The organism is Paenibacillus sp. J31R109, assembly GCF_059692055.1.
Map to the genome: position 1 here is coordinate 899,438 of NZ_JCAUAR010000002.1, position 21,556 is coordinate 920,993.

Genomic DNA, 21,556 nt, shown 5'->3' on the forward strand with positions numbered 1-21,556 from the left:
CATTTCCTCCTTCATGTCAGTTGTGCACGATTATTTTAGTTCAGCGATGCTCATTTCTAATATATCTAACGCTTCATTTAACTGATCTTCCGTAATGATCAAAGGAGGTGACAGCGTAAGCACATTCCCTTTCGACACCTTGAAATTAAGCCCCCTTGCCAAGCAGTTATACATGACTTGCTCTGCCTCTTGGACAGCGGGTTCCTTACTTGCACGATCGGTTACTAGCTCGACAGCGACTAGCAGCCCGATTTGGCGAACATCCCCGATAATCGCATATTGCTCCATCATATGTTGCAAACGCTTCGCCATGAGCGCTGCCAACTGATTCGCATGCTCCAATAGATTCTCTTCCTCGATAACTCGGATCGTAGCTAGACCTGCAGCAGCTCCTACTGGTGATTTCTCATGGGTGTAATGCCCGATCGACATCTGCTGCGCTTTGTTTAGCTCTTCTTTTACGAGCAGAGCAGCCATCGGGAACACCCCGCCGCCCAAGCCTTTACCCAGCACCATCATATCGGGTTCAATTCCGTAATGCTGGTAGGCAAACATTTTGCCTGTTCGACCCAACGCAGTTGCTGTCTCATCGACAATCAACAAGGCACCATATTTGTCGCATAGCTCTCTTAACTTTTGATAATAAGCAACTGGCGGGATTTGCACATCTGTGTTCCGAATCGTTTCAATGACAACGGCACCGATCTCGCCATCGTGCTCAAGCACATACTCAATTGGCTTCAAACAAAGGGAGTGCGCCTCATCTTGGCAGCCAAACTCGCAGCGATATGAGTTAAAAGGAATTACATGCTCCGCACCCGGCAGCAACGGTCCTAAGCCACGGCGGAAGGCACCTTCTCCTCCTACCGAGATGGCATCCAGCGAGGCACCGTGGAACGCCCCCCACATGGATACTGTTTTGTATTTGCCTGTCACTGCACGTGCAAGCTTTAAAGCCATCCCGATAGCGGATGTTGCCCCTGGCGCGAATAGCACTCTTTGCAGCGCCCCATCTGTTAAGGCGACTAATTTATTTGCAAGCTCTATAGCTGGAACATTCGTATATCTTCTCGTACAGAAGGATAACTGATCCAACTGCTGCTTAACGGCTTCTATGACAGCGGGATGGCCAAAACCAAGTTGATGGACGTTATTCCCGTGAAAATCCATCATCCTGCGACCTTGACTATCTTCTACATAAATTCCTTCACAGGAAGTAAGCACGTTCAGACAAGGTGTAGACAACGTTTGGTGCAAGAAGACATCCTCATCCTCTTGTAATTGAGCTCGTGCTGCTTCATCAATATGTGCTGTCCACCATTCCGACCTTGCTTCCGTTAAATTAATATCGCCTTCCGTTTTCATGAATGCGAGAGGTTCTTGTTTGGTTGGCATGTGTTCACCTCAAGTTGGAATTGGTTGTTTCTTAACTGTAGTTTAACTAGCATTTGTATTCGCAATGTTAACCACAAGTAAAATATGTGTTTTACATTTGATTTAGTTTTTTTTAGTTGTTAATTTCTAAATTTTTTACTCATTTTGGCCATATTTTTATTGACTTCTCCTTCGTAATGAAGCAAATTAGGTATAAAACAACATGGAGGCAGGGGAACATGAAGCCGTTAAAAGCCATCATATTTGACTTGGATAATACGTTATTGTGGGATGAGAGGAGTATAGACGAAGCCTTTCAGGCGACTTGCAGCCTAGCGATGGATGCCGCCATGGTGGATGCACAAGCACTTGAACGTGCTGTTCGCGAAACTTCCTTAGAGCTATTCACGGCCATGGCTTGTTATGATTTTGCCAAAATGATAGAGGTCACCCATCTTGAGGCACTTTGGGGGCGATTCGATGCAAGCAGACATCCTAGCTTCCAAGCACTTGCTCAGCTCACACCTGACTACCAAAAACGTTCTTGGACGCAAGGACTGCTCCAACTCGGCATCGATAACGAACAGTTAGGAGAAACACTTGCTGCGCGATTTGCTCAGGAACGCAGAAAACGCCCCTATGTCTACGCGTCTACCTTCGAGGTTTTGAATGCGTTGCAGAATAAATACGAACTCGTGTTAATAACGAATGGCGCACCCGATCTGCAGCAGGAGAAGATCGACAGTATTCCGGACTTAGCGGCCTACTTTGATCATATTGTGATCTCAGGCTCCTTCGGTCGAGGAAAGCCTGATCCCACCATATTTAAGCATGCGTTGCAACTGCTTAATCGGACGGCGGAAGAAACGATCATGGTAGGTGATAATATTGAAACGGACATTCGCGGGGCCATTGGGATAGGTATGAGGAATGTGTGGATTAACCATGACCAGCGGCCAGCACCGCATGATCTTAAGCCTAGTTATGAGGTCAGAGCCCTCGAGGAATTACTGCTTCTGCCACCCATAGTCCGAACAGAGTTGGACTAATCATTCTGCAAAAAAAGGCTGTTCCCAAAAAGTCTAGATCGACTTTTGAGACAGCCTCCACCATTCTCTTAAAACTCTAAATAAATCGCTGTTTTATCATCAGATTTCTTTACTCTCGGGAATTGCAGACAATCCGGATCTGCTTCCTCCACTTGAATGAGCCACTCGATATAATTGTCTAGTCCCATGGATGTAACTCTTGAAACGATTTGTTTGAACTCCTCCTCCAAGGAAAGCTCTCTTTGAGGAGCAACAAGGCCGTCAGAGAAAAGTAACAATGATTTTAATTGTGTTCGGCTAATACGTCCAAATTCCATGTAATCGGCCAATTCCGGTTCACCATTCAAGACGGAATACCCATTCGGTGTATTCATTAATGCCCTTCCTGCATGGATCTGCGGCTTAACTAGTTCCCATAAATCGTCGCGGGACGTGAGTCCTGATGCAACTCCTTGTGCCCATAGCTGACGAGTCGGAAGGTCCACAACTTCCAATTGATCACGGGTAATGATTCGAATCGTATCATCTTCATACACCGCGATCAGCATACAATCCCCTGTATGCGCGTAGTCAACGTAGCTGCTTTGTACGCGAACAATGACAGCACAAGCGCCCCATAGTTGTTCTTTACGCGTTACATCCACACCTGCAGCCACCATCTCTGTTCGTAACTGCTGATTGGCGTGCAGCAGCAGATCTTGTGGAGAATGTTGGTGCCCCACGTTATCCTGGGACATCTCGAGTATCGTTTTGGCTATCAGTTGTGCAGCCAGATACCCCCCTGTCTCACCGCCTGAGCCTCTGTAAGGTTCCAACGAGGTAGCCCCATCTATGACACCATACAGATGAAGATTGTCGTTAACAAGTAGGGAATCCTCGTTCCAAGCGCTGTTCCCTTGTCTAGAAATGATCTGCTTCTTTATATTTGTTTTCATGTTTGTCATCATACCACACTATCCCTCACAACGCGCCACAGCAATTTTAGAATCGGCTGTTCCATAATAGAGAAGCCATGCGCCGTTGTGATATACGAGCCCTTCAACAAAGCAAACATGATTGATTTGCCCAATAATTTCGTATTCTTTGTCAGGTATTAAGAAAGGTTGAGTCGACCGCGCTATCACAATGCTAGGGTCTTTCAGGTCGAATAGTACTTGTGCAGCACAATAAGCCCCTGTCGTATAGTTGGGATCACCATGGTGACCATGATTTTTACTGTTATAGATCAGCAAAATTCCACGTTCGGTCATGATCGCCTGCGGACCTGGCTCAATGAGATCACTATCAAAATGGTGCTTTCTTACAGTTAAAAGCGGAAGCAAAAACCGCTCCGAATGGTACCCGCGCGGATCCTCCGCTTCAACTGGCGTCCAGTGAATTAAGTCCACGGAAGTCGCCGCGTAGATATTGGATTCCCCCCAATACATCCAAAACACACCGTCAATTCGCTCCGCAATAAACTTCTCTCCTACACGTTTGGTGACAATGGCCCCTGATTTGCTCCAAATGTCCGCATATTTGCCGTCCAACGCTTGGCCAAAGGCCAATCCATGTTTCGTCCATGATGTTAAATTAATGGAAGTTGCCACACAAAGTCTAGCTTTGACGCCATCATAAGCCGTATACATCATATAATACGTGCCATTTGCATCCTCAACGATTCGCGGGTCTTCACATCCGCCTTCCCATTCGAGCGCGTTATAGACATCTTTTTCAGGGAACAATACGGGTTGCGGTTCCTTCTTAAACTGCAGCCCGTCTCTGCTCACAGCATGTCCAATCCGAGAAGTGCCTTCGTACTTCCCTACTTTGTCTTCCGCTCGATACAAAAGATGCACTTCGCCATCTCTTACCACTGCAGCTGGATTGAACAAATCCTTCTCTTCCCAGTTTATCTCATTCTCACGAACCGGACAGATAAAGGCTGCCTCAGCTTCCGGAAGCAAAATGGGATTCACCTCATCTGCTTTAATAAATGGGCCTAGTTGCCAGTCCAACTTGTCTTGTCCATACATCGTAATTATTCTCCTCACGTAGAGATGAGGCTACTCCAATTAAGCTTCTGGAGTAGCCCATCATTGTTCATTATTTTTGGGATGCTTTGTATGCGTCTAATTGTTTTTGATACTCAGCAATCACTTTATCGATACCCGCTGCTTTTAGTTTATCAATGGCTGCCTTGCTCTTCGCGTCATAATCCAGCACACCATCGTAGATTGGCATAACATCGGATGTGTAAACTGCCTGAATATTAGACATCTCCGCTTTAACCGAGGTTGGATCGAAGAAGAAGTCAGCAGCAAAGAATGTTTTTGCATTCGGATCTGCGACGAATAAAGCTTTGTTAGCACTTAACGTATTGGGATCAATACGAATGTACTTCAAGTTGCCGATCATCCAGTCATCTTGTTTGTACAAATCTGTCTTGCCATCTGTATCTTTTAAGTATTCAATGCCACGATCACCGACTTTCTTGTACGTCTTGCCTTCGATTCCGTACATAAACAAGTCATAATTCTCTTGTGAGCTATACAACCAATTCAATAGTTTTACAGCTGCTTCTGGATGCTTGCTGTTCACAGCTACAGCGTTCACATTTTTCGCGTTAAACATTCTGTAATGCGGTTTATCCGGATTTAATCGTTGCAAGGTAAAATCTTCATCTTTCATATTCGGATATGTCTTTTTCATTTCGTTAACGTCATTCGGTGTACCGAACAGGAACGGATACACAGCGCTTTTAATTTGCTTGTCGATTTGCTCTTGCTTCACGACCAGAATATCAGGATTCGTCAGTTTTTTCTGGTAAGCGGTACGGAAGAATGCAGCATCCTTCTTGAATTCCTCGGTTTCAGCCCAACTCTTGACTTTGCCGTCCTTATCAATGAAAGCAATCTTATCTTTTACAGCAAAAGGATACGAATCATAGGCACGGTGCAGGACATCCGATGCATCGCGCAAACCTCCACGAATTGGCAGATACGGCTTCGTAGCACTTTTATCTGTTGCCATGACTTTTTCCATAGCCGCCAGCATTTCTTCTTGTGTCTTAGGAACGTCTTTAACGCCTGCTTCGTTCAGTATTATGCGATTCGCCGTAAAGGAACCGTCTACAGCAGGTTCATACCAGTATGATGGGATCCCGAAAGTCTTCCCGTCCTTTTGCACGCCGCTCCATACCGAATCAGGAATCGCTTTCTTTAATTCAGGTCCGTATTTGGCAATCTCTGGCCCAATATCTTTCACCGCTCCGCGACCAATATAATTGGCCAAGGAAATCATGTCGTTCATAACGTGGAACAAATCAAACTCTTCACCCGTGGAAAGCTTAAGGTTCAGTTTTTGCTCCCAAGCTCCCCAATCAATATATTCTTTGACGATTTTCACGTTCACACCGTCTGCTTGCAGCTTCTTATCAATCGCTTCTTTTACTGCCGGCCAATCCTTCGGTTCATTCCCAGGTAAAACATACTTCAATGTGACGACTTCGTTTGTTTCTTTGACGCCCTTCGCATCTGTCGTAGATGTTGCAGACGCTTCGGGTTTATCATTCGTTGAACTGCAGCCTGCAAGAACGGATACTGCCAATAGACCGGATAATGATATCATAGATAATTTCTTCAATTTGACCTCTCCTTTTAATGTAATCTTATATAAACCTCTATGGAGGAAAATATCAACCCTTAACAGAACCTACAACAAGACCTTTCACAAAATATCGCTGAAGAAAAGGATATAAGAACACGATCGGCCCCAGTGTTATTATGACGGTCGCCATCTTGGTTGATTCCGCTGGAGCGGTATATTGGCTGCTTGCACCTGCAGGAATCATGCTGAGCATTTCTATATTGGATCGTATTTTGAATAAAACGTACTGCAGAGGATATAAGCCTTTATCATCGACTAACATGATGGCATTGAACCAGTCATTCCAATAGGCCAACGCATAGAAAAGAAGAATAGTAGCTAACACAGGAACACATAAGGGCAGGTAGATTTGAAAGGCGATTCGCACATCATTGGCGCCATCCATATAGGCTGATTCCCTAAGTGCATGGGGCAGTGCCTCCATAAAATTGCGTACCAAAAACATGTTGAAGGCATTGAAAAGCAGCATGGGTACTATAAGAGCGAACAAATTGTCGACCAGACCTAACTTTTTGCACATGATATACCATGGAACTAGACCACCATTAAATAGCAGCGTAATAAAAAAGTATAAATTAAGACCTGCACGGTATTTTACATTCGGATTGGCGAGTGTATAGGCTGCCATGGCCGTAATCATCACAGCTACCAGACTGCCGACTACTGTGACTGTTATCGTCACCAGATAACTTTTGAGCAAAACCGCCTTATTATTGAATAACGTGCGATAAGCTTCTAATGAAAAATGCTCTGGAATGAGCTGATACCCATGCCGTATAATACTGCTTTCATCTGATATGGAAACCATTACGGTTAGATACATAGGTAGAATGCATAGGAGAGCATATATAGTAAGTATGATATAGATCATCATACCCGCTGTGTCGAATCGTCTCAGTGTCTGCATCTTAATAAAGCGCCCCTTCCTTGAAATATCTGCGTGTAAACCAATTGGCGATGAATACAAGCAGTAAACCTACCGTTGATTGGAATAAACCTACAGCCGCTGCATTGGAGGGATCTCCTATTTGGCGAAGCGATCTGAACACGTACGTATCAATGACATCCGTTGTAGGGTATAACACACCATTATCACCAATGATCGCGTAGATCATGCCAAAATCCCCATAGAAGATTTTGCCTAAGTTTAGTAACGTCAGGATAGCAATTGTGGGTGCCAAGAGAGGCATCGTAATACGCCAAATTTTGTCCCACCTTGTAGCCCCATCGATTTCGGCAGATTCATAGAGTGAATGATCAATGCCCGTTATCGCTGCCAAGTAAATAATCGAGCCCATTCCCGCTTCTTTCCAGATCTTCATCATGACGAGAATCCAAGGCCATGCCTCCGCTTTGGTGTACCAATTTACAGTTGCCATTCCGAAGAAAGTCATCATCTGATTGATCATCCCAAAATCAGTGGAAAAGAGGCCATACATCATGTAGCTCACAATGATCCATGAAAGAAAATTAGGGAATATCATCGTAGTCTGGGCAAATCGTTGAAACAGCCGGCTTCTAATTTCATTAAATAAAATGGCGATGAATACAGCGGTAGTCGTGCCTGCGATCAGAAACATCACATTTAACTTCACCGTATTTAGGGTGATGAGCAGCGCATCGTTTGTCTTAAAGAAAAACTCAAAATTTTGGAAACCGATCCACTCACTGCCGAATATTCCCTTCTGGTAATTAAAATGTTGAAAAGCGATCAACAGATATGGGTAGGTGGCATAGGAGAAAATAAAAACATAGAAGAGCGCAGGGACAATTAACAAATATGAGAAACGGTTTTTAAAAAGCTCCTGCCATATTCCCGCTTTTTTCTTTATTTTTGGAACGTTGTCTTTGGTTAACAATGATCTTGTCTGCATCGTAGCACCTCTCGCTTTCGGGTTGCCCTAATCATAGGAGATTACCGAGGTACTGTAAATTTCGAGTATTCGGTTTGCTTTCAATAATTAGTGTTATGCCCTGTTAAAAATAAGGGATGCTATCAAAAAAAGACGATTGCCTGCCGTTAAAGGCACCAATCGTCTTAATTTTACGTTTGTTGTTCATTTTGCTCTCGATAGCGTGTAGGGGTTATCCCGTATTTCTTCTTAAATAGTGTTGAAAAATACGACACATTGAAAATCCCGACTTGTTCGCCAATCTGAGCAACGGTATCGCTCGTTCCTGCCAAGCGTGCTTTTGCTTGCTCCATGCGAATATGAGTGACATAATCATTGAAAGATGTACCCACCATACTTTTAAACATTTTACCAATATACCCTGAAGTAAGTCCCACTTGATCGGAAACACTCTCCAGGGAGAGACTTGGGTTATGGTAATGCTGTTGTAAATAGAGCTTAACCTCTTCAATGACCTTTGAGTTCTTGAGCGCTGCCAAGTTTGTTTTATTCTCTTCAATCATATCCACAATTCGAAAGCAGAATTGCTTCATCATGGTTTGAATTTCATCCAGTGTTTCCGCATGCGGAAGCTCATTCATAGCCAAATATAGTTCCTCGGGGTCTGCGTCCCACCATTCCAGAATGCTCTCAAATTCTCGCGTGATCGCCAGATGTAAGAAGCTCACATATTGTAACGTTAGTGAAGGCGAACCACAGCGGGCTAATAGGGTAATCCACTCCGCCAATTCTTTTTGAATCGATTTGGGCTGACAGAGCTTAATCGCATCGATGATTTTGCGCTCTATCGCTGCTGGATAACGTGTATGTTCATCAGGAACCAATAATTTCGTCGCATTTAGGATACTGCCATGCCCCCAAAACAACTTCATGCCCATATACCTTTGAGCTGATCGATAAGAGCTCTCAATATCTCCAATAACCGCAACGACATCGCCGATACTTACCGATATGGATGTCTTGTAGTAACCTTTAACAGCTGCCTGAATCTCATTTAGAATAAAATACAACTGTTCATCTGATTCTTTTTGCTCCCATTGAATTATCAAAGTAATTTCATTTTCTTCAATAATAACCTCATCATTCCGATATATCCTGCCAAGCAGTTCCTGTGCAATATTACTTATGGCAAAGCGAATAAGCTCCCTATCAAGGATACTGAATGTGTTCTTAAAGTGATAATATTGATCAATTTGAAATTGAAGAACGACAAAATAGGGACCTTGCATGCGAGAAAGCAACTGCTGTTCAATGTCCTCTGTATAGCCAGACGATTGCGGACGTCCTTTCAGCATGTTGGCGATATATCCATTCTTCAGCAAGTCAGAGGAACGAGAGAGCGTCATCTCCATCGTCTTGGTCGCCTGCATAGAATGGGAGAATGCCTCCGATAACAACTTGTACTCGTCCAAACGGAGAAGAGATTTCTGATCTGAATTCTCACTCTCAGTTACTTTGTCTACGAGTGCTTTAATCGGATTATACAAGTTGCCCGTTACAATTAATGAAATGCATGCGCCCATAATGAAAAGAAACAATGCGATGAGAAGCATCCAATTCCGAAGCTCATAAATATTTGAAAGCAATTGATCATAAGGACGAACACTAACAAACACCCAATCAAGGGTTGCTGATTTCACATAAGTAATGAGAAATTTTTCCTGTTCAAGGGATTGAACAAAGCTTCCCTGACTTCCCTCATCCGCTAAAATCCGTTGAACATACTGGCTTTCCGAGAAGTTCTTCATAAATTGTTCTGAATCCGAATGAGAAATCACAGTACCTTTTGAATCGATCACAAAGGTACTCGTATCACGGGACGAACGGCTAATGCTGCTCATCGTATTTTGAATATACGTCTCTTTTAAATCAAGCACGATTGCGGACTTATTTGGCCCCGAAAAAACAGGCTCAGGAATCATTTTGAATGTTAATAATTGAAGTGAAGATCCGTTTCCATCCACGACCTTACGAGGATAGAAACCAAGATAACCGGTTTGTGTTCTTTCCCCCATTTGCGGGTCTGGTGGCAGCGAAATAACATCTATATACGCCTTATTAATAAAATTATAAATGCTGATATTGGCTAAGAAAGGATATACGCTCTGCATCTTCGTTAAGAGAAGATTAGCGTTGTAATCGGCAATTTTATCATCCACATTCGCATACATAAACGTATTAATCTGATTATCGCTTACGAGTTGATTGGTAATGTTCTGAACTTGTTCGAACACGACATTCGCTGTATAACTGACTTGCGCTAGCATTTCGCGAGAAGAGAGATCGATTTCTTTAACGGCTCTAGCCGAAAACATCGAATACAAAATGGTGCACAATAACGTAATCGTCACCATAATTAAGAACAAGTAAGATAAGATTAACCTTCGATAAACGCGATAATGTTGAATACGCTTTAAAAACCCCATGATGCTGTCACCCCTGCGTCCATCATAACTCATTCACCACTCTGAAGCATCTTTGAAAAAGAGGAATCTATGTCAAAAATCAGCAAAAAGCCCCTCCTGATTACAAGGAGGAGCCATGTTCTTACCTATTTTCATATTCCTCAAAGGGGTCATCCATAAGCATTTTGTGAGCTTCGGTATCACTGACCCCAGCATACAGCATCGCCTTACCATTCCTCAAACGATGAAGTCCCCCGCTAAAAATCACATCCATCAGATCATCCCGCTTGGCAGGTCCTTGAGGAAATTGATTGCGTGTTGCGATAATCTTAATTGGACTTCGTTCAAATGTCGTCGGATCGATTGCAAACGTCATCGCATGATAATGGCGAATGTCGCCTTCCTCCATGTAAGCGATATGACCAAGAACACCGACAAGCCCGTTCTTAAGTAAATGCGCTTCATTGACGCCTCCCCATTCGTCCTTCCGAAACTGATCAGTAAATAACGTGGCTGCATCGATGACGGATTCATTCAGCTGCTCCAGCCGTTCAATCTCGGTATATCCAATTAAGCCCCTAGCATCACCTACACCCAGCGGACGCGTAAATACACCAATTCTGCCGCTTGCAAGCTCAACAAGACGGATGTCTTTCATATGATCTGGACCGCAGGCAAAATAAGTTAACGATTGTATATCTGCCCCTCTATAGAACAAGGTACGCCATGTTAAGACTTTCTTCGGATTCTCCGTATCAAAGACGACCTCAACACCACCGAAAACTAACTCCCCCGAGATGAACGTGAAAAAAGGATCCTGTAAAGCAAAAGATGCGCATCCTTCCCTCGGTATCCATGTGCCACCCCGATTAACGAAAAACATAACCTCTGAACGCTCTGAATCACGAGCCTCCACACGACCCGCAAGGACCATCTCGCCATCGTCTAAAAAAGGAGCCGCAATATTATAGACATCCCTATTGCCAACGTTTGCGAATACAAGCTTTTCCGCATGGTAAGGCTGTCTATTAAATGTCTCCAGCAGCTGCTTGGAAGACTTTGCTTCATTACCTATAGAAAGTGTCACTTTACCTTCTCCATTCCTAACTGAGATGATTTTGATCATAAAGTAGGCATAGTGAAAAGTAAATTTCGAATATTAGGAATGACTTTGAAAATAAGCACTGACCTAACACTCACTTTCTTGCTGTCCTCCGAAACTCTCCTGGGGAAACACGATACAGCTTCTGAAACAGCCTGTAGAACGATCTTGGTTCCATGCCTACTTTCTCCGCTACCTGCTCAATGGTCATTTCTTCATTCTCAAGTAAATGTGCCGCCTGGTCCAATTGAACTTTCAATATGTACTGATAGATCGAATCGCCTAATTCATTCTTGAAAAGCTTGTTTAAATGCTGAGCTGTGTAGCCGAATCTCCGGGATATGCCGTCTAACGTAAGCTTTGTGGAGTGATGAATGTAAATGTAGTTGATGATTTTCTGAATCGTCAACTTCGGCGCAGCCGGTTGGGCAGCCGCGCTTGTCGATTGCAATTTCAGCTCTGCCAATAGGGCATAAATCGTCTCCGACGCTAGCAGTGCGCGTTCATGCTCATGCTCGTATTTGTGCAGCGTATGGACTAACGCTTGGATCCGTTGCGTTGAATATGCGGAGAGGGGCTTATTCAGCGGCAAACGGAATTGCAGCAGCATCGTCAGATGGCAGTCGAACCGAATGACAGCAAGCTCCGTTTGATCCTCCAATACGGCAGTTTCAACTTTCGTGTAGGGCATAATAATCATGACCTGATCCGCCTGCAAGATACATATTTGATCTTGAAACCGTACCTGACTCTTTCCCTTATAGCATAAGATCATCTGACTGTAACCAACGCCTTCTGCCTCATATTCCGTATTGGAATGGTGAAGATATGTCACCGAGTTAAGACGGAACGGCAGCGATAAACGGGCAGGAACGAGATGTGAACTCATATCGTAAGATAACAATGGCATGACCCCTCTCTTCTTTGAATCAACCAATAGATAGCGCTTCCATTTATTTTATACTATAACAATATATAATTTTAGTTTAAAATACAATACAATTTTAATTTAAATTCAGTTATTTTTAATTTAATTTTAATAAAAAATGCAGTTTGTCTCATCTAGAGACAAACTGCATTTCGAACTTGCGATTAATTGTTAATAATCACTCTTGTCGTAGTTGATTTCCCGTTAGCTGTAACAGCCGTCATCGTAAAGCTTCCACCGCTTACACCGGAATCATACATGACGTTCACTTGGTTATTCACGCCTTCAGAGCTGTTAGACAAAGTCACGTTTAGGCCTGGTGATACGTCATTTACCATATAGATGACGGGCGCCACGTTTCTGAATAGCGCAAGATTGGCATTTTTAAATTCGTCGCCATATTGATCTTTCACGGCAACATCGCCCATGATAACCCAAGCGAGTTGCCCATTCGCATCAGACTGCTTAAACGTCTTGCTGGAGCTGCTTGAAATGGATTGAATCGCAATGGCATCGCTTTTCACAGTTACCGTCGAGCGAACGAAGTCCGTTTCTCCTTTCGGCGTCGTGTAGATGGCGGTTATGTTAGCTGTGCCTGCTTTATTCCCCAGCACATACACTTTGCCACCGGAAACCTGGAGATTAGCCGTGTTGTAGGTGTCAGAGACAACCGAGACGATCGTGTTAGGAATTTTGACCTCATTAGCCCCAGCATCTTTTGCAGAGAGTGAGAGCGAAATGCCCAGAATAGAGGAGTCTACAACCGTAGCAGCCGGAATATTTTTGGTCAAATCATTGTCGAGCGTACTAAACAAATCTCTCGCACCGTTGAGGCTGTACGTTAATTTTTCAGACGCAGGGTCGAGTACCTGAAACTTCATTGATTTGGTACTAACCGCCTCATCCATCACATTGCCGAGGATACCGCCGCTAAAATCACGTTTGCGCAGCTGAAACTTGGCTGTTATGGTTGCATTTTTCGCTGCGCCAACGGGTGTAAATTTAAACTCCTTATCACTGAAGGTGCCAATCGCAAGCTCTTGTGAGCCAGGAGCCAGCGTCAAATCACCTGAATAGGTACCACTATAGTCAGATGAAGGTATCACCGTTGCATACACGTCATACGTCACGGAGCGCCCGTTCTCAATAAGATCAATGCGATTACCCGATTGCGTTGTTGCAAAGCTAGTAATCGTACTGCCATATTGGTCAACAAGCTGAAGTTTTCCGTTGTTATCTGCGGTATTAACGGCTTTTGAAGCTAGATTCGTTGCAACTCGCAACCCGATAGGATAACGAGCATCCGAAACTGGCAGTGTCAACTGCGCCTGACTATTCAATCCGATGCCAATCAGAGCTATGAAAATATTCGCAATCCCTTTGCCCTCTAGCTTCTTAATGTAAATTTTCCCTTTATTCGGACCATCGGTTATGATTAGTCGTTTGGCATCGAGCATCACGGCTGGGACATCTCCAGATTCACCAGTCACCACATTACCACCCACAGATACGGTAAATCGGCCATCCTTCGCATTTTGAGCAATATCGTCTGGGGTTAATTTATTTCCCTCAGCGTCATAAGCGACAATTTCAATATATTTGTTGCTGTCGCCTGCCGCCCATGTGTCTCCTGGCTGCACGAGTTCCACTTTGTTCGCCATCGCCGTTGCTTTCGTCGTCAGCTTGGCTGTTGCGGTTGTATTGCCCCCGAAGACTTGAACCGTATAATCGCCGCCAATCTCCACCTTCGCATCCACCCTAACGACGACATCGTCCACACCATCCAAATTATCATCCGTAATTTCCGCTTTTAACTTTGATTCGTATGGAGCAATGGACACCATCGGCGGAACAACCGAACCTGAATCTTTCGTAATGATAGTCCCATATTGGTCATACTGGGTCAATGCTATAACGGCTGTATCTCCCGCGACCGACAGAGCCGTTTTGGTATTTTTATACGTTACCGTACCTAACTCAACCTTCGATAGGAGTGGTTGAACGCCTACTGTAAATGTTTTCGTTGCCGAAAGATGTTCAATGTTATCATAAATGTTAACGGAGATCTGACTCGCATTAGAAATCAAGCCTGCATCCGAGGTGTTCAGCTGCACGTATAGCTTGCCGTCATCGGTTTTGGCCACTGTTGCCGCATTTGTCGTTGTCGCATACACCGTGTAATTCGCGCTAGAGAACGTTGCTGTCTCTCCAAATTGATTGGTTGGCTTTACTTCCACCCTGACCTTCGGTGATTTCGCAATCGTATCCCCACTGTTCACAAACTCAAGCTTGACTACCTTCTCCGCTGCCCCTTTGAGCGTCCCTGCCCCTTTGTCAATCGCCATTGCATCTAACCCGCCTAGTGTAACGGTATAATCACCGTCCATCATCTTGACATCGTTCAGCACGAGCGTAGCTGTTTTTTTATCATCTGCCCACGTCGCTGTCGTTGCGACGCTGGTTGTCCCTCTCGTCAGAGCAAGTGTCGCCTTCGCCGTATCCACATCACGATCCAGAACGACAGAAATCGTTTTGGCACCCGTTTGCTTCGCTTCTTTAATTGAAGCTTTAGCTGGCTTACTCGCTTGCTCTACGACCTTAGCTGACAGATAGGCAGCCGCCACAAGATCGCCTCGCGTCGCTTTCTTAGCCCCATCTAGACCGAGATCTACGCCGTTTTCTTTGGCCACTTCCAAGTAGCCGTTAAACCAAGGATCCGTCTCTTTGACCTCGCTAGCTTCGCCAAAACCACGAACAAGAATAGCCGCTAACTGGCCAATGGTTACAGGCTCCTTCGGTGCAAAAGCATTGTCCGCTACGCCGTCAACAAGGCCTTTTGCTTTTGCCGCTTCGATGAAAGGAATTGCCCAAGCTACCGCTCCGTCTTCAGCATCCACATCAGTGAAGGTGGAAACCGCTTTCTCATCGACGGCAAGCTTAAACACTTTTGCAGCCAGCTTAGCAGCCTCCGCACGTGTCATTTGCCCCACAATGTCAAAAGTATCACCTTTTCCGTCCATGTAACCCAGTGCGAGAAGGGCATCAATTTGAACTTTCAGCCCCGCCTCCAAACTTGCCAGATCTTTAAAATCCGCCGTCGTTTTCGAAGCTGCAACCGATGCAGCTGGTGCTGTCGTTCCTTGCACGGGTTCAGCAGCAAAAGCCGTCGAAGTTAATAAGGAAAATGCGAGTACGGCTGAAGTCAACACAGATAAATGTCTTTTCATAATTTCTAAATTCCTCCCCAATTGTAGCTAAACGTGCGATAGCGATATCTGGATATCATCATTCGTCCTCTTCAGTGTAGCGGAAGCCTAAAGAAGATGTGATGTACGGAATGAACATGATTCTGGTGAATTTGAAGATAAATATCTTCAAAATAAACAGGGGAAAACTTCCTTTTCGACATCCTATTTTGGTTAGAAACTGCCTATAATAGAAACATACCCTTCTTCCCAACAACCAAGGATTTCAATTCATGTTTCGGTAGTTCAGCGCCTTCTCCTCCGACTTGAATGCGCTTTCTCATAACTCCCTTATAGGGAGTTTTTTTTATTCAAAAAATAAGTGAAATCATCATGAAATATTGGCCATTCTATAGGCAATAAAAAGCTGTCCTAAAGTAGGATCATCTACTTATCGGACAGCTTTTCCCTTTATTTGGTCACGGTTACTTTGAGCTTCTCACTCGACGTAATTCCTGCGCTGTTCACTAATTCCGCTCGGTACTCGTACACGCCGATACCTCGGCCTGCAATTAAGCTGGTAACCGTTTGAGCATTCGGCGTTGCTGCTGATAACGATTTTGAATCCAGCAACACCCCATTTTCATAAAGTCGATATGCCGTGGCATTTGTCCCCCACCACAGGTTCATCGTCACTTGATATGTTCCGTCTCCATCCCAATTATTATGCGAAATCACCGGTTTGCCTGGCGCTGCATCGGTTACGGAAACGACCAGCGGTGCACTCGTTGACTTGCCAAATTTATTTATTAACTCCGCCGTATACGTATACGTTCCGTTGATTTTGCCCTTCACGTCAAACTTAGCCTGCTGCGCTGCAGGAGCTCCATCCGTCAAGGTCTGCGTGTGGATCAAGACACCATTCTCGAACAATTGGTACTCGGTACCGTTATTGCCCCACCACATGTTCATGGTGACGGTGTAGTTACCGTCCTTCAATCCCGCTGCGTGTCCGCTCGTATCCGAGAGGACAGGCTGCCCAGGCTTCGCTGTTGAGGGAGGTACAACAACATGAATGGCAACTTTATTCGTTGCCACGGTTACACCGTTCCACGTCACCGCAGCAACAATTTGCGCTAAACCTTTTGCAACCGCAGTAATTTTACCCTGCACATCTACAACGGCTACCGATGCATTGCTTGTGCTGTAAACAATTTTAGCTCCGATCAATGACGTAGAGACTCCACTGCTTAACATGCCTTTGATGCGTGCAGTTGTGAAATCCGCCGGTTGCAGCGAAACAGCGTCTACAGCAAGCACCACTTGGCTGAGTTTATTCGGCGCTGTGGAATTGACGATGGTGACGCCGTCATCCGCACCCGTTATTCCGCTGGTGTCAGGCCGTACGTTCACCGCCATGGAAGAGTAACCCCCCATCCGGTCAATTTCATTGCCAGCAAATGTTACATCCTCCGCGTTGTTCACCCAGATGACCGAAGAAGGATCAATCCCTTTGTCTGCGCCGTTATTGCCTGGCTCTTGCAGATGCGTACGAAGAAACTGGTTATTTTTCACCGTCACATTTTTAACATTGCTTAGGTTTAAATTAAGGCCGTTGACACCATCGAACGTGTTATTTTCAATCGTGATATGAGAGAACGCTTTCTCGCTCTTCACATTGCCGGCAGCAAATCCGATTGCGCCCGCTTGATCGGACCAAGGCATATAATGATGATAACCGGTCTCAAGAATAGTATTATTGCGAATAATGAGATTGTTCCCCGCTCCCGCATGCGAATCGGTCACAACTTCCGGGGAAATAATAATCGCTTTGTCACCACCATGGAACATGTTATTTTCAATGAGGCCATCACCGGCTTTCAGCAGCATGCCCCGTCCTGGACTGTAGATATCGTTATTGCGGAAAATAAAGCCATTGCCCATACGGTCCGGGCTGAAAATAAAGTCCTCTACCTGGAAGGGTGACGGACGATCCAGCTTAATTTTGTAGTACGTTTCTTCCGTAAAGCGCCATGGCGTCCAATCTGCTGCCTCATTAATTTTGCGTAGGAGTGCTGGATCCATGCCCACAGAAGCTTTCATCACTTTTTCCACCGATGTTACAATCGCTTCTGGGGTAGAGTTAAATTGTCTTAGTCTATCCCCCGTTTTGACTCCTTGACTGCCGTCCCGCATAACGATAACAATTTCATTCCCTTGCACCTTCACGACGCCGTAATCGCCAGATTGGATACTAAAACTGTCGTCACCAGCGTTGCGTACTACTGAGTTTTCCACAATCGGGCCTTTGTAGGACGTTTTAAACTGAATACCGTCCCATACTGCCGTTAGTAAAGGTGTTTCTGTCGCTCCTACTGGCGCAGGGCCTGGAACGAGCTTGAAGCCGTCCAACACTGTGCCTCCCTCACTTCCTGCTTCCAGAAAGCCAAAGCCAGGGGCTGTATGTTCCGTCACATTGCGGAACACAATACCGCTGCTGCCGCCAACCGTAATACCGTGCGGCGCTCCGCCCGATGCTTGACCGCCTGCCATCGAGACCGGATCGCCAACGTTCACGTTGGTTCCCACACCGTTCAGGGATATCCGCATCGTGCCGTCTTCATTCCATTTGGCCGTCGTGCCCCATAAATGATTAATGCCGTGCTTTTGGAATTTCGTAACGGGATCATAGATGGACAATCTGGAAAACAGCTCTCTTGGATAACCAGCGGAAAGCTCAATATCCAAATAAGAAAGGTCAGGTGCTATTGCCTTGACATGTCCTTGGGTGAACGGCAGCGGGTCATAATTAATGGTAATGCCGCTAATCGTCACATTCGTGCTGTTAGATATTTCGAGCATACGCGTTAACGTTGTTCCGATCACCGTCACGCCGTCACCGATAATGTCCAAGTTGTGCGCATTGGAGATTGGAATGATGGTCGAACCGGATTTCGGTGAGATACGGTACGTATTGGGCGGAATAACAAGCTGACTCTTGCCTTCTGCAACAGCAGATGCAATCATCGCTTGAATATCCATGACAGCAAGCAAACGCTTCATCATGTCCAGCGCTTCGAATCTTGTCACAGCACCTTGCGGATTAAACTGCGTCGGATACGTATCCTGCGGATAGACGATGCCAAGCTTGCGATCTGCCTGTACATGAGCTGCAGCCCATGCTTGAATCTGGTCCTTATCCGAAAGTGTGCTGATATCGCCAAGCACGGCATCTTGCAGCATGGCACGATTATAACCATTGATTAGCATCGATGCTGCCTCTTCACGAGTAATGGGTGCAATCGGATGCAGGCTGCCATTCTCAATCAGATGACTATCGATGAGTGCGTTATCATGCGCGCTTTGCAAATCATCGGCATATCCCGTCCCAGCAGCCACATCGTTAAAGATACCTCGATAAGGTACACTCGGTAGTTTCAATGTTTGTGTCAGCATGAATAACAGTTCGGAACGATTGATAGCTCCTGAACCGTCCACCGTAATCTGACAGTGATCCGTTAATTCACCGTCTGCGGTCGTGGCGGTAATCTTCGCCGTACCAGGTCCGATAACCGTGACGAGCCCGTTGCGGACTGCCGCTACCTTAGGATTGCTCGATGTCCAATAGAGTGCCGAGTTGGTTACATTCGCAGGTGTAATAGCGGCATGCAGCGTAAGCTTTTCACCTATGCCAGGCTGCAGGTGATGTTGATCCAAGGTAATTTGTGTTGGCGAGACCGATTCCGTCACCTCCGTGTATTTCAGCACAGGATCCCACTGAATATCATCAAAGCCATTCGCACGATCCGCACCGCTATTTGCAATAAAATATAAGCGATCTCCCTTTAAGACAGATACAGGTAACATTGGGAATACGATGCTTTCTTTTGCAGCAAGCGAGACCCATTCTCCTGTCGCAGGCCAAATCTGCGTATCGTTCTTCATCAACTTTAATCTTGCGCCGCCATACGTATTCGGATGAATCGTGATCGGCTGAGCCGCAGTCACCGTTAAACTTCCGGAGTCTGGTGCAACAAACGTACGGGACGTATCTGCCTGCGAACCCGGAGTCACTTCATTGCCAGATACTTTCCCCCAGTCCCAATTGTTGCCTGTCTTCCACCAATTGCCTCCACTGAATACTGGCAAATCTGTGAAAAACTCGTCACCGAACGAGCGATACTGATAACGCCAATGGTTCTCGCCTTGTACACCAGCGAAGCCCCAAGTAGCTCGGTACGACGGAGAACCCACTACAACGATTGTACAGCTGTCGCTTAGTCCGCCATCCATTGTCGACACCGTAATCGTTACGGTTCCTTGAGCCAACGCTTTGACCTGACCATTCTCGACTACCGCTACCTGCGGATTACTGGATGTCCAGGTCACATTGGCATTGGTCACATCACTAGGTGTCACCGTTGCATGCAGGGTAAGTGTGTCATCCATATTCATTTGTATCTCATGCTGATCCAGTGTCACTTGTGTCGGTGAAACCGTATTCACAACTTCCGTGTAGACGAGAACTGGATCCCATACCATATCATCAAACCCATTCAAATGGTCACTGCCGCTGTTGGCGATAAAATAAAGGCGATCTCCTTTGGAGACAGTAACGGACAAAGGTGCGAACGTAATGACTTGCTTAGCAACAAGGGACTGCCACTCACCGCTGGCTGGCCAAATTTGCGTATCATTTTTCATAATTTTCAATCTTGCACCACCGTATGTATCCGGATGAATCGTAATTGGCTGTGCGGCTGTAATCGTTATCGTGCCGCTCTCTGGCGCCATAAAGGTACGCGAAGTATCCGATTGCGACCCTGGTGTTACACTCGTTTTAGTCAGCAAACCCCAATCCCAGTTACCTGATGCTTTCCACCATTGATTGCCGGCGAAAGATGGCAAATCGGAAAAGACAGATGCATCAAACGTACGATATTGGTAGCGCCAATGATTACTTCCCTGTACGCCGGAATAGCCACTCGAAGCTTTAAATGTAGGGAGCCATCCTGTGGCAGTTACGGTACAGGTATCCGTCAGATTGCCGTCCATCGTCGTTACGGTAATGGTTGTTGTACCATTGGCTAATGCTGTCACTTGACCATTCACAACCGTCGCAACTTGCGAATTGCTAGAGCTCCAGAACAAGCTTTGGTTCGACGCATTGCTAGGCAACACGGCAGCTTGCAGAGATGCAGACTGACCTACTGTAAGCTGTAAAGCATGCTGATCCAGCGTCACTCCCGTTGGAGAAACCGCTTCCAAGATGTCCGTATACGAAATCACAGGATCCCACTGGATATCATCGTGACCATTCGCATGATCTTGCCCGCTGTTTGCCACAAAATACAACCGATCTCCTTTATACACGGAGGCGGTCACACTTGGGAAGTCGAGTGGTTGATTAGCAGCAATGGGCTGCCAGTCTCCCGTAGAAGGCCAGAGCTGTGTATTGTTCTTCATGATTTTCAGTCTTGCACCGCCATAAGTTTCCGGATTAATGGTAATCGACTGTGCAGCTGCAATGGTAACATTCCCCGTTTCGGGTACAAGGAACGTACGAGCTGTATCTGCCAGGGATCCAGGCGTCACAATGGTATTCGTTAATTTCCCCCAATCCCAGTTATTCGTGCCTTTCCACCAGTTGTTTCCAGCAAATGATGGCAAATCTTGATATTCCGTCCTATCGAAGGGGAGGTATTGATAGCGCCACTGCTGATTCCCTTGCACGCCAGAGTAACCGGTTGATGCTTGGTAAACCGGCAGTGTAGACGCGTTAGCATTGGCGTTCATACTGAAAGGTAAGCTGCTTACTACCATCATGATGGCCAACATAATGACAAACATTTTGCTTGTTCTGTTAGACTTCATACGTAATATTCCCTCACTTTTAGGCACATGACGCTCGGGTCCCCGAACTCTCATTGCCTTAGATTAGTTGCTTATACC

12 protein-coding genes are annotated in these 21,556 nt (G+C 45.5%); 1 reads left to right on the forward strand and 11 read right to left on the reverse strand.

From position 1 onward, the window contains the following. Positions 1 to 30: 30 nt before the first annotated feature. Positions 31 to 1,395, reverse strand: coding sequence for a (R)-1-hydroxy-2-aminoethylphosphonate ammonia-lyase (pbfA, locus tag AC58QT_RS09690; protein ID WP_497408733.1), 1,365 nt, complete (start codon positions 1,393 to 1,395; stop codon positions 31 to 33). 218 nt (positions 1,396 to 1,613) lie between these two features. Between pbfA and AC58QT_RS09695 the strand changes: the two genes are divergently transcribed. Then, entirely contained in the window at positions 1,614 to 2,423 is an 810-nt protein-coding gene (locus AC58QT_RS09695) for an HAD family hydrolase (protein ID WP_497408734.1), read from the forward strand. 68 nt (positions 2,424 to 2,491) lie between these two features. Here AC58QT_RS09695 and AC58QT_RS09700 read toward each other — a convergent pair whose 3' ends face one another. The 10 genes from AC58QT_RS09700 to AC58QT_RS09745 all read right to left on the reverse strand — a co-directional run bounded on the left by AC58QT_RS09700 (position 2,492) and on the right by AC58QT_RS09745 (position 21,478). After that, complete coding sequence (locus AC58QT_RS09700) at positions 2,492 to 3,358, reverse strand: protein phosphatase 2C domain-containing protein (protein WP_497408735.1); 867 nt, start codon at positions 3,356 to 3,358, stop codon at positions 2,492 to 2,494. An 18-nt stretch (positions 3,359 to 3,376) separates the two neighbouring features. Next, positions 3,377 to 4,438 (reverse strand): glycoside hydrolase family 130 protein, encoded by a 1,062-nt coding sequence (locus AC58QT_RS09705; protein ID WP_497408736.1) that lies wholly within the window; start codon positions 4,436 to 4,438, stop codon positions 3,377 to 3,379. 70 nt (positions 4,439 to 4,508) lie between these two features. Further along, complete coding sequence (locus AC58QT_RS09710) at positions 4,509 to 6,047, reverse strand: extracellular solute-binding protein (protein ID WP_497408737.1); 1,539 nt, start codon at positions 6,045 to 6,047, stop codon at positions 4,509 to 4,511. A gap of 52 nt (positions 6,048 to 6,099) precedes the next feature. Beyond that, positions 6,100 to 6,978: a carbohydrate ABC transporter permease gene (locus AC58QT_RS09715; RefSeq protein WP_497408738.1), complete on the reverse strand. Its 879-nt coding sequence runs from the start codon at positions 6,976 to 6,978 to the stop codon at positions 6,100 to 6,102. Between the two features lies 1 nt (position 6,979). Next, positions 6,980 to 7,945, reverse strand: coding sequence for an ABC transporter permease (locus tag AC58QT_RS09720; protein WP_497408739.1), 966 nt, complete (start codon positions 7,943 to 7,945; stop codon positions 6,980 to 6,982). 170 nt (positions 7,946 to 8,115) lie between these two features. Further along, positions 8,116 to 10,410, reverse strand: coding sequence for a helix-turn-helix domain-containing protein (locus AC58QT_RS09725; protein WP_497408740.1), 2,295 nt, complete (start codon positions 10,408 to 10,410; stop codon positions 8,116 to 8,118). 121 nt (positions 10,411 to 10,531) lie between these two features. Next, a complete protein-coding gene (locus AC58QT_RS09730; protein WP_497408741.1) occupies positions 10,532 to 11,476 on the reverse strand; it encodes a DUF1861 family protein in 945 nt (314 codons plus the stop codon). Positions 11,477 to 11,585: 109 nt separating this feature from the next. Then, positions 11,586 to 12,401 (reverse strand): helix-turn-helix transcriptional regulator, encoded by an 816-nt coding sequence (locus tag AC58QT_RS09735; protein WP_497408742.1) that lies wholly within the window; start codon positions 12,399 to 12,401, stop codon positions 11,586 to 11,588. 182 nt (positions 12,402 to 12,583) lie between these two features. Continuing rightward, positions 12,584 to 15,646, reverse strand: a complete 3,063-nt coding sequence (locus AC58QT_RS09740) for an S-layer homology domain-containing protein (RefSeq protein ID WP_497408743.1) — start codon at positions 15,644 to 15,646, stop codon at positions 12,584 to 12,586. A 429-nt stretch (positions 15,647 to 16,075) separates the two neighbouring features. Further along, on the reverse strand, positions 16,076 to 21,478 hold the full coding sequence (locus AC58QT_RS09745) for an Ig-like domain-containing protein (protein ID WP_497408744.1): 5,403 nt from the start codon (positions 21,476 to 21,478) through the stop codon (positions 16,076 to 16,078). Positions 21,479 to 21,556 lie beyond the last annotated feature (78 nt).

Bases quoted from the DNA above. Each gene is read 5' to 3' on its own strand.
- AC58QT_RS09735 (WP_497408742.1), bottom strand. From the start codon at position 12,401: ATGCCATTGTTATCTTACGATATGAGTTCACATCTCGTTCCTGCCCGT.
- AC58QT_RS09705 (WP_497408736.1), bottom strand. From the start codon at position 4,438: ATGTATGGACAAGACAAGTTGGACTGGCAACTAGGCCCATTTATTAAA.
- AC58QT_RS09720 (WP_497408739.1), bottom strand. From the start codon at position 7,945: ATGCAGACAAGATCATTGTTAACCAAAGACAACGTTCCAAAAATAAAG.
- AC58QT_RS09740 (WP_497408743.1), bottom strand. From the start codon at position 15,646: ATGAAAAGACATTTATCTGTGTTGACTTCAGCCGTACTCGCATTTTCC.
- AC58QT_RS09745 (WP_497408744.1), bottom strand. From the start codon at position 21,478: ATGAAGTCTAACAGAACAAGCAAAATGTTTGTCATTATGTTGGCCATC.
- pbfA (WP_497408733.1), bottom strand. From the start codon at position 1,395: ATGCCAACCAAACAAGAACCTCTCGCATTCATGAAAACGGAAGGCGAT.
- AC58QT_RS09695 (WP_497408734.1), top strand. From the start codon at position 1,614: ATGAAGCCGTTAAAAGCCATCATATTTGACTTGGATAATACGTTATTG.
- AC58QT_RS09700 (WP_497408735.1), bottom strand. From the start codon at position 3,358: ATGAAAACAAATATAAAGAAGCAGATCATTTCTAGACAAGGGAACAGC.
- AC58QT_RS09715 (WP_497408738.1), bottom strand. From the start codon at position 6,978: ATGCAGACACTGAGACGATTCGACACAGCGGGTATGATGATCTATATC.
- AC58QT_RS09725 (WP_497408740.1), bottom strand. From the start codon at position 10,410: ATGGGGTTTTTAAAGCGTATTCAACATTATCGCGTTTATCGAAGGTTA.